Origin of the sequence: Aeromonas sp. R5-3, from assembly GCF_040908225.1 — a bacterium.
In the GTDB taxonomy this organism is placed as follows: domain Bacteria; phylum Pseudomonadota; class Gammaproteobacteria; order Enterobacterales; family Aeromonadaceae; genus Aeromonas; species Aeromonas dhakensis.
This window is the reverse complement of record NZ_JBFODH010000028.1, coordinates 39,130-49,453: the sequence shown is the minus strand read 5'-3', so window position 1 is coordinate 49,453 and position 10,324 is coordinate 39,130. Positions and strand designations below refer to the sequence as shown.

The following is a 10,324-nucleotide window of genomic DNA, read 5'->3' as shown; positions in this document are numbered from 1 at the left end:
GTCACTTCATCAGACATTGAAAATCAAAAATTGTTTTTGATGCTCGATGCTGTGAGTGCCCACACAGATTGCTTGATTCAAATTGTTAAAGAGCGACGCAGCTTTTGGCTGCTGCGGGAGTGGCATTCTACTCAACCGCCTTCTCGAGTCAAGCCTTATTTTCAAAGGCTTTTCGAGGCTACCGACTCGGCTGTTTGCGTTGCCGCTTGCCGTGTCGATGGAGGCGCATTATAGGGAGCCGCACCGCGATGACAAGGGGAATTTTGCAAAAACTGGCATTTTTCGTGTTTTGGTCGGTCAAGCGTCTATTTATCAAACAAAAAGCCCTGCATCCGCAGGGCTCAAGCCGCGTTCACACTGCCACGGCTATTTTTTTGACCAGAAATCGCGGGCAAAACTGCGCACTTTGTCCCAGTCGGTAAACTCGAGGTCCTTGCTGGTATCCGTGCTACCGCCGGTGATCTTCATGATCAGCTGAATGATGCGGGTCTGCCACCAGTTATAGCGGGAGTACTGCAGCGCACCGGCAAACACCCCCAGGGTTTTTGGCTTCCAGGGGGAGAGACGCAAAAACTTCTTCATGTAAGCATTCGTCTGCGGGGTCTGCTTCTCGGGCTTGCGGGCCGTCAGGTTGACGCAGAAGAAGGCAGCGTTGGCCACTTCCAGCTGTTCGTGATGAGCATGAATGAAGCTGAACAGGCTGGGGTGGAAGTTACCATAGCGAATGGAAGCGCCGATAAGCACCTTCTTGAACTTGCTGAGGTTGCACATGGGCAGGCTGTGCAGATCCTGCATCACCACCTCGCATCCCTCGATCTCAGCCAGCATGGCATCGACGATTTTTCGCGTTTGCCCGTCACGGGAAGAATAAAGCACCAGAATCTTGTCCATACCAACCTCAACTACGCCAGAATGCAGGGGTAAACAGTACCAGAAGCGTAAAGATTTCCAATCGACCAAACAACATGGCGACCACCAGTATCCATTGGGCCGTTGCCGAGATATTGCCAAAGTTGGCCGACACCTCCCCCAGCCCCGGCCCCACGTTGGTAAACGCGGCCGCCACGGCAGAGAAGGCGGTCACCTCATTCAAGCCGGTCATCAGCAACAACAGCATAAAGATGAAGAACAGAATGATATAGGTGGCAAAGTAGCCCCAGACGGCCTCCACAATCCGCTCTGGTACGGCGCGACGGCCCAGCTTGAGGGTATAGATGGCGCGTGGATGCACCAGTCGCTTCAGCTCGCGCATCCCCTGCAGGAACAGGATCATGAAGCGCATCACCTTGATGCCGCCCCCGGTGCTGCCGGCGCAGCAGCCGATGAAGGCGGAAAACATCAGCAACATGGGTAGAAAAGAGGGCCAATCCGCATAACTGGTGGTGCTGTAACCGGTAGTCGTGCCCAGCGACACCGCCTGGAACAGGCCGTGGTTGAGCGCATCCTGCCAGGTATCGTAGTGGCCGTGGAACAACAGGGAGACGAAGCAGATCAGTACCAGTACACACTGGATGCTCAGGAACACCTTGAGTTCGGAGTCCCGCAGATAACTGCTCAGGCGCACCGGCTTGTGGGCGAACACCATGAAGTGCAGGGCAAAGTTGACGCTCGCCAGCAGCAGAAACAGCACTGTGATCAGGTTGATGGCCGGGCTGTTGAAGAAACCTATGCTGGCATCGTGAGTCGAGAAGCCCCCCACTGACATGGTGGAGAAGGAGTGACAGATGGCATCGAACAGGGTCATGCCCGCCATCCAGTACGCCAGGGCGCAGAGGGAGGTGAGCAGCAGATAGATGAACCAGAGCGCCTTGGCCGTCTCGGCGATACGCGGGGTGACCTTGTTGTCCTTGACCGGCCCCGGAATTTCGGCGCGATAGAGCTGCATGCCCCCGATGCCGAGCAGCGGCAGTATGGCTACCGCCAGCACTATGATCCCCATGCCCCCCAACCACTGCAGCAGCTGGCGATAGAACAGAAACGCCTTGGGCAGGTTGTCCAGCCCGGTGAGCACGGTCGCCCCCGTGGTGGTCAGGCCGGAAAACGACTCGAAAAAGGCCTCGGACACCGTCATGCCGGGCACCTCTCCCAGCAGGAACGGCAAGGCCCCGACGCTGCCCAGTACCACCCAGAACAGCACGACGATGAGGAAGCCCTCCTTGGACCTGAGGTCCTTCTTCTGATGACGGTTGGGAAACCAGAGTGCGGCGCCGAGCAGCAGAGCGATGAAGAAGGAGTTGACGAACTCGGCACCACCACCATCACGATAGCCAAATGCAACCATCGCAGGCAGCAGCATGGTCGAACTGAACAGTGCGACCAGCAGGCCAACGATACGAATGATGCTCAGAATCTGCATTCCGGCTCCCTCTTCAGACCAAAAGAGCGATGGATTCTAGCCATCTAAGGGACGAAGGGATACCCGACCCTGGGTTCGGTCGGTCAATTCCTGTGCGATTCGGGCCCAGAGCGCAGACTCCCACGCCACCTGCAGGGTGACGCTGGCGCCATAGTCGGCCGTCAACAACTGGCCCTGATGAGCCTGGATCAGGGCCTCTACGGCCCCCATGTCGGCATAGTCGCACTGGATGAGAGAGGCCGTCTGCTGGCGCTTGATGCGGGTCTCGAGCTGCTTGAGTGCCGCCCCCACGCCACCGCCGTAGGCCTTGACCAGGCCGCCGGTGCCCAGCAGCACACCACCGTAATAACGCACCACCACGGCGGCGACTTCACCCAGGCCCGCTCCCATCAGCTGGGCCAGCATGGGTTTGCCGGCAGTGCCAGAGGGCTCACCGTCATCGCTGAAGCCATAGACCTGACTGTCCTGCGGGGCACCTGCGACGAAGGCCCAGCAGTGATGCCGGGCCCCGGGATGTTGTTGCTTTATCTCGCCAATCCAGGCCTTGGCGGCCTCGACGGTCGGTGTGTGGGCAAGATAAGTGATGAAACGGCTCTTCTTGATCTCTTCACTCACCTCCAGCGGTGCGGCCGGTATGGAATAGTCCGCCGCCATCAGAGCCCTGCTTGTCTGGTCAGGTTCTCCACCCCGTTGGCATGCAGCACCACGTTGTCTTCGATGCGGATGCCGCCATAGGGGCGCAGCGCCTCGACCTTGTTCCAGTTGACCCGCTTGCCCTGCTCACCCTGGCGCAGCGGCTCCAGCAGGCTGTCGATGAAGTAGAGGCCCGGCTCTATGGTGAACACCTGGCCCACCTCCATCACCCGGGTGCAGCGCAGATAGGGGAACTGTTCGGGAGCCGACAGGTGGGTACCGCGCTCATCCTGCATGAAGCCGCCGGCATCGTGTACCTGCAGACCGAGGAAGTGGCCGAGACCGTGGGGGAAGAAGACGTTGGTCACCCCGGTGTGGATCATCTCGTCCACCGACATGTCCACCAGCTCGGTGGCTTGCAGCAGGCGCGCCAGTCGGTGGTGCATCTGCAGATGCAGCTCGCTGTAACGGCGGCCCGGCTTGATCTCCTCAATGATCTCCTGCTGCTGGGCATCCAGCGCCGCGATCAGATCGGCAAACTCGCCGCGCCGCCAGGCCCAGGTCCGGGTGATGTCGGAGGCATAGCCGTGCACATCCACGCCGGCGTCGATGAGGAAGGAGTAGCGCTCCGCATCGGGCACCCGCAGGGTGGATAGGTGGGTGTAGTGCAGAATGGCCGCATTGCGATTGATGGCGACGATATTGCTGTAGGGCGCCTCATTGGCCCCCTGCCCGACCGCCTTCATGTAGGCCAGGTTGATCTCGAACTCGCTCGCCCCCGCCATGAAGGAGTCCTTGGCCGCAATGTGCCCGCGTACCCCGATGCGGTTGGCATCGCGCAGACACTCCAGCTCGTATGCCGTCTTGTAGGCGCGATGATAATGCAGATAGTTGAGGACCGCCTCCGGGTTGGGCTGGCCCAGCCCCAGCAGCTCGGCCACCTCCAGATGGCCACCCAGATAGGCCCACTCCTGCCTGTTGGCCGGCAGATGATCGGCAACCTGCTCCGGGCGGGTCAGGAAGCGGATATCGAAGAAGTCGACCCAGAAGGCGTTGGGCAGGTCCGCTACCTTGTGCCAGAAATCCACCGGCCGGTAGAACAGCAGCACCGGCTTGTTCACCCCATCCACCAGCAACCAGCAGTGGGGATTGTCCAGCACCGGCAACCAGGCCTTGAACTGGGGGTTCACCTTGAAGGGGTAATCCTGATCATCGAGGAAGATGCGGTGGGTCTGGCCGGAGTGGATGGCCAGACCGCCCAGTCCCTGCTGTTGCAGTATGTCGCGGGTGCGCTGCTGCAAGGTGTCGAGGTGCTGGGCAAAAAGTTGGCTGTAGCTGCTCATGGCGTCCTGCTCCGGGAGAAATGTGGTTTCAGCATAACATCAAGCGAATCAAGGCTCGAACCGTCAAGCAATCGCTTCGTGAGGTAACGCATACGTTACAAGGCTTTTGTTATGAAACAAAAACCAACCATTAACAAATAAAAAACAATTCAATACACTGCCGGTAGATACATGCAGTCAGGGACTACTCATGCACAACCTTTGCCTGTGGCAACCGGATCAGGAGCGGATGCAGCAATCCAACCTCCAGCACTTCATGGCCGAGGTCAACCGCTTCCACGGCCTGCAGCTGCACAGCTACGCCCAGCTCTACCAGTGGTCGGTGGAGAAGACAACCCGTTTCTGGCCGCTGGTGTGGCAGCACTGCGGCGTCAAGGGCGAGCTCGGCAACATAGTGGCGGAGAACCGCCAGGAGATGCAGCACACCCGCTGGTTCCCCGACAGCCGGCTCAACTTCGCCGAAAACCTGCTGCGCCGCCAGGATGACACGCCGGCCATCATCTCCCGCATCGAGGGTAGCCCCAGCCAGACCCTAAGCTGGCGCGAGCTGGCGGATCAAGTCGCAAGGCTAGCCCAGTGGCTGCGTGGCCAAGGAATCGGCCGGGGCGACGTAGTGGCAGCCTATCTGCCCAATATCCCGGAAACCGTGGTAGCCATGCTGGCGACCACCAGTCTGGGAGCAATCTGGACCTCCACCAGCCCGGATTTTGGCGAAGCCAGCGTGGTGGAGCGCTTCGGCCAGACCCGGCCGCGGGTGCTGTTTGCGGTGGATGGCTATCGCTACAACGGCAAGGCCATCGACATTCAGGACAAGGTGGCGGGGGTCGTCGGCCAGATCGACAGCATAGAGCAGACGGTCATGATCCCTCTGCTCGGCCACTCCCTGCAGCTGGGTCACGACTGGCGTCAGATCCTGGCCGACCAGCCGGATGCCAGCCTGCAGTTCGAGCCGATGGCCTTCAATGACCCGCTCTACATCCTCTACTCGTCCGGCACCACCGGCAAGCCCAAGTGCATCGTGCACGGCATCGGCGGCACCCTGCTGCAGCATCTCAAAGAGCACCAGCTGCACTGCGACATCAAGCCGGGGGAGCGTATCTTCTACTTCACCACCTGCGGCTGGATGATGTGGAACTGGCTGGTGAGCGCGCTCGCCTCCGGCGCCACCCTGGTGCTCTACGACGGCTCCCCCTTCTACCCGGACGGCAACGTACTGTGGGATCTCGCCCGCGACGAAGAGGTCGCCCTGTTTGGCACCTCGGCCAAATACCTGGATGCGCTGCACAAGCAGAGTTATGCCCCGATCAAGACCCACAGCCTGCCGCACCTGCGGCTGATCTGCAGCACCGGCTCCGTGCTCTCTCCCGAAGGGTTCGACTACGTCTATCAGCAGATCAAGCAGGATGTGCAGCTCAGCTCCATCTCAGGTGGCACCGACATCTGCTCCTGTTTTGTCATCGGCAACCCGCTCAGCCCCGTTTACCGCGGCGAGAGTCAGGGGCGCGGCCTCGGCCTCGCGGTGCAGGTATTCAACGAAGCGGGCCAGCCGGTACAGGGTGAAAAGGGCGAGCTGGTCTGCACCAAGCCGTTCCCGGCCCAGCCCATCGGTTTCTGGGGAGACGACAGCGGCGACAAGTACCACGCCGCCTATTTCGAGCGGTTCGACAACATCTGGTGCCACGGCGACTGGATCGAGCTGACCCCGACCGGTGGCATCCTGTTCTACGGCCGCTCCGACGCCACCCTCAACCCGGGGGGCGTGCGCATCGGCACCAGCGAGATTTACCGCTACGTCGAGCAACTGGAGGAAGTAGAAGAGAGCATCGTCATCGGCCAGCAGTGGCAGCAAGACGAGCGGGTTGTGCTGTTCGTCAAGCTCAAGCCTGGTCTCAAGCTGGACGAAGCACTGCGCGAGCGCATCCGCCAGCAGGTGCGCCAGCACTGCACCGCCCGCCACGTGCCGGCCCGCATCCTGCAGGTGGACGCCATTCCGCGCACCAAGTCCGGCAAGATCGTGGAGCTGGCGGTGCGGGAAGTGGTGCACAACCGGCCCGTCAACAACACTCATGCCCTCGCCGATCCCGAGGTGCTGAGCCAGTATCGCGACAGGCCCGAACTGGCCAGCTGAGGCCACACAAGGTTAATAAAGGCGTCATCAGACGCCTTTATTTTGGTTGTTAATCTGAGGCGAGCTTTTACTCGAGATCTGTTAAACGAATGTTTTAAATAGGTGTTGAAATTGTCTTCTTTTGGATCAATAGTGAGCCTCGCCCCCTGCTGGGGATAAAGGAGCACCACCCCCCACCATGTGGGAACAAGGAGACACTCTCATGATCTACCAAGGCGAAACCCTGACGGTCAGCTACCTCGAAGACGGCATTGCCGAGCTGAGGTTCGATGCTCCGGGTTCAGTCAACAAGCTGGATCGCGCTACCCTGCTCTCCCTGAGCGAAGCGATCGCCGCATTACAACAAGAACGTGAACTAAAAGGTCTGATCCTCACCTCCGGCAAAGACGCCTTTATCGTCGGCGCCGACATCACCGAATTCCTGGAACTGTTCGATCTGCCGCAGGAAGATCTGCTCGGCTGGCTGAAAAAGGCCAACGACATCTTCAACGCCATCGAAGATCTGCCGGTGCCGACCCTCAGCGCCATCAAGGGCCACGCCCTGGGCGGCGGCTGCGAGACCATTCTCTCCACCGACTTCCGGCTGGCCGACACCACGGCCAAGATCGGCCTGCCCGAGACCAAACTCGGCATCATGCCGGGCTTTGGCGGCACCGTCCGTCTGCCGCGAGTGATCGGCGCCGACAACGCGCTGGAGTGGATCACCACCGGCAAGGATTACCGTGCCGATGACGCTCTCAAAGTGGGTGCCATCGATGCCGTGGTCGCCCCGGATGCGCTGCAGGGCGCCGCCGTGCAGATGATCAAGGACGCGATCAAGGGCAAGCTGGACTGGCAGAGCCGCCGCGCCGCCAAGAAGGCCCCGCTGCGCCTCTCCAAACTGGAAGCCATGATGAGCTTCACCACCGCCGCCGGCATGGTCGCCGCCGTGGCGGGCAAACACTATCCGGCCCCCATGGCCGCCGTGAAGACGGTGGAAGCCGCCGCCGGCATGGGTCGTGACGAAGCGCTGGCCGCCGAAGCCGCCACCTTCATCAAGCTGGCGAAAACCGACGTGGCCAAGGCGCTGGTCGGCATCTTCCTCAACGATCAGCACATCAAGGCGCTGGCCAAGAAGGCCGCCAAGCAGGCAAACAAGGCCACCGGCCATGCCGCCGTACTGGGTGCCGGCATCATGGGGGGCGGCATCGCCTACCAGTCCGCCAGCAAGGGCATCCCGGCGGTGATGAAGGACATCAACGAGAAGGCGCTGGCACTTGGCATGGGCGAAGCCACCAAGCTGCTCAACGGCCAGCTCGAGCGCGGTCGCATCGACGGCATCAAGATGGGTCAGGTGCTCTCCGCCATCACCCCGACCCTCAGCTATGACAACGTCAAGCATGTGGACGTGGTGGTCGAGGCCGTGGTCGAGAACCCGAAAGTGAAGGCGGCCGTGCTGAGTGAAGTGGAAGGCGTGATCGGCGAAGACGCCGTGCTCGCCAGCAACACCTCCACCATCCCCATCTCCCTGCTGGCCAAGAGCCTGAAGCGCCCCGAGAACTTCTGCGGCATGCACTTCTTCAACCCGGTGCACCGCATGCCGCTGGTGGAGATCATCCGCGGCGAGCAAACCTCGGACGACACCATCAACCGCGTGGTGGCCTACGCCGCCGCCATGGGCAAGTCCCCGGTGGTGGTCAACGACTGCCCTGGCTTCTTCGTCAACCGCGTGCTGTTCCCCTACTTCTTCGGCTTCAACAAGCTGGTTGCCGATGGTGCCGACTTCGCCGCCGTCGACAAGGTGATGGAGAAGGAGTTCGGCTGGCCCATGGGCCCCGCCTACCTGCTGGACGTGGTCGGCATCGACACCGGCCACCATGCCGGTGATGTGATGGCGCAGGGCTTCCCGGCGCGCATGAGCAAGGAAGGCCGTACCGCCATCGACGTGATGTACGAGGCGAGCCGCTTCGGTCAGAAGAATGGCAAGGGCTTCTACGCCTACGAGGCCGACAAGAAGGGTAAACCGAAGAAGGTGGCCGACGCCGCCAGCTACGAGCTGCTGACCCCGATTGCCAAGCCGAAACAGGATTTCGACAAGGACGCCATCATCGCCCGCATGATGATCCCCATGATCAACGAGGTGGTGCTCTGTCTGGAAGAGGGCATAGTCGCCACCCCAGCCGAAGCCGATATCGCGCTGGTCTACGGTCTGGGCTTCCCTCCCTTCCGCGGCGGCGTGTTCCGCTATCTGGACACTATCGGTCTGGATCGCTATGTCGCCATGGCCGACCAGTATGCCGACCTAGGCCCGCTCTACCGCGTCAGCGACAAGCTGCGTGAGATGGCCGCCCAGGGCAAAACCTTCTACTGATTGCGGAAAGGAGATCCATTCATGAAAGACGTAGTCATTGTCGACTGTATCCGGACCCCGATGGGCCGGTCCAAGGGCGGCGCCTTCCGCAACGTGCGTGCAGAAGACTTGTCCGCGCACCTGATGAAATCCATCCTGCTGCGCAACCCCAACCTCGACCCGAACGAGATCGAGGACATCTACTGGGGCTGCGTGCAGCAGACCCTGGAGCAGGGCTTCAACATCGCCCGCAACGCCGCCCTGCTGGCTGGCATCCCGAAACAGGTGGGGGCGGTCACCGTCAACCGCCTGTGCGGTTCCTCCATGCAGGCGCTGCACGACGCCTCCCGCGCCATCCAGGTGGGTGACGGCGACATCTTCATCATCGGCGGCGTCGAGCACATGGGTCACGTGCCCATGAGCCATGGGGTGGACTTCCACCCCGGCATGGCCAAGTCGGTGGCCAAAGCCTCCGGCATGATGGGGCTGACCGCCGAGATGCTCGGCAAGCTGCACGGCATCAGCCGTCAGCAGCAGGACGAGTTTGCCGCCCGCTCCCATCGCCGCGCTCACGCCGCCACCGTGGAAGGGCGTTTTGCCAAGGAGATCGTCGGGCTGGAAGGCCATGACGCCAACGGCGCCCGCTTCTTCTACGACTACGACGAGGTGATCCGCCCCGAGACCACGGTCGACACCCTGAGCCAGCTGCGCCCGGTGTTCGACCCGGTCAACGGCACCGTCACCGCCGGCACCTCTTCGGCCCTGTCCGATGGCGCTGCCGCCATGCTGGTGATGAGTGCGGATCGCGCCAAGGCGCTCGGCCTCACCCCGCGCGCCAAGGTACGTGCCATGGCCATCGCCGGTTGCGACGCCGCCATCATGGGTTACGGCCCGGTGCCGGCCACCCAGAAGGCGCTCAAGCGGGCCGGTCTGACCGTCGGTGACATCGATCTGTTCGAGTTGAACGAGGCGTTTGCCGCCCAGTCCCTCCCCTGCGTGAAGGATCTGGGTCTGCAAGACGTGGTGGACGAGAAGGTGAACCTGAACGGCGGCGCCATCGCCCTGGGTCACCCGCTCGGCTGCTCCGGCGCCCGCATCTCCACCACCCTGATCAATCTGATGGAAGAGAAGGACGCGACCCTGGGCGTGGCCACCATGTGCATCGGCCTGGGTCAGGGCATCGCCACCGTGTTCGAGCGAGTGTAACTGTATCTCCCGGACCGGTACGCCGGTCCGGGAAGTGCCCCGCCAGGGGCTGAATTTTACAATATGGGCCCGCTTCTGCTTCTCGGCGAGGCGGCCCGTATCGCAGGTTTTGGGGCCGGTCAGACTGCCCCGTCATCGAGTCTGTGGAGTGCGCCACACGGGGTGCACTTCTGTCGTCAGCATCTGCGTCTTGGCCGGCCCGTTTGGGTCGGCCTTTTTTATTTGCACGGCAGGATATGGGAGGATATTGCCCATAACCTCACATTAGATGGGGGGCTTGCTTGCTTTTTGCTCCCCCGACAGGTTCAATCTGCACAAAAAAATGGGTG

At 61.4% G+C, this 10,324-nt stretch carries 8 protein-coding genes; 4 read left to right on the top strand and 4 right to left on the bottom strand.

The window, feature by feature from the left end; genetic code table 11:
* The coding region (locus AB5Y95_RS19305) for a hypothetical protein (protein ID WP_368161844.1) at positions 1–234 on the top strand (234 nt) is incomplete at its 5' end.
* A gap of 132 nt (positions 235–366) precedes the next feature.
* Here AB5Y95_RS19305 and hemG read toward each other — a convergent pair.
* Genes hemG through pepQ form a run of 4 tightly spaced genes read right to left on the bottom strand, consistent with a single transcriptional unit; the run spans position 367 to position 4,332 of the window.
* Positions 367–891 carry a menaquinone-dependent protoporphyrinogen IX dehydrogenase gene (gene hemG, locus AB5Y95_RS19300; protein ID WP_005307448.1) on the bottom strand — a complete coding sequence of 175 codons (525 nt, stop codon included), beginning with the start codon at positions 889–891 and terminating at the stop codon, positions 367–369.
* 7 nt (positions 892–898) lie between these two features.
* Entirely contained in the window at positions 899–2,356 is a 1,458-nt protein-coding gene (locus tag AB5Y95_RS19295) for a TrkH family potassium uptake protein (protein ID WP_010635534.1), read from the bottom strand.
* 36 nt (positions 2,357–2,392) lie between these two features.
* On the bottom strand, positions 2,393–3,010 hold the full coding sequence (locus AB5Y95_RS19290) for a YigZ family protein (RefSeq protein WP_042051286.1): 618 nt from the start codon (positions 3,008–3,010) through the stop codon (positions 2,393–2,395).
* Positions 3,010–4,332 (bottom strand): Xaa-Pro dipeptidase, encoded by a 1,323-nt coding sequence (gene pepQ / locus AB5Y95_RS19285; RefSeq protein WP_139753620.1) that lies wholly within the window; start codon positions 4,330–4,332, stop codon positions 3,010–3,012. The genes AB5Y95_RS19290 and pepQ overlap by 1 nt, the downstream gene beginning before the upstream one ends.
* 190 nt (positions 4,333–4,522) lie before the next feature.
* Between pepQ and AB5Y95_RS19280 the strand changes: the two genes are divergently transcribed.
* From AB5Y95_RS19280 to fadA, 3 genes are all read left to right on the top strand, one after another.
* Entirely contained in the window at positions 4,523–6,460 is a 1,938-nt protein-coding gene (locus AB5Y95_RS19280; RefSeq protein WP_368161843.1) for an acetoacetate--CoA ligase, read from the top strand.
* A 202-nt stretch (positions 6,461–6,662) separates the two neighbouring features.
* Entirely contained in the window at positions 6,663–8,810 is a 2,148-nt protein-coding gene (fadB, locus tag AB5Y95_RS19275; RefSeq protein ID WP_124250766.1) for a fatty acid oxidation complex subunit alpha FadB, read from the top strand.
* Positions 8,811–9,995, top strand: a complete 1,185-nt coding sequence (fadA, locus tag AB5Y95_RS19270; RefSeq protein ID WP_319870930.1) for an acetyl-CoA C-acyltransferase FadA — start codon at positions 8,811–8,813, stop codon at positions 9,993–9,995. It abuts the gene before it with no gap.
* The last annotated feature ends 329 nt before the right edge of the window (positions 9,996–10,324 follow it).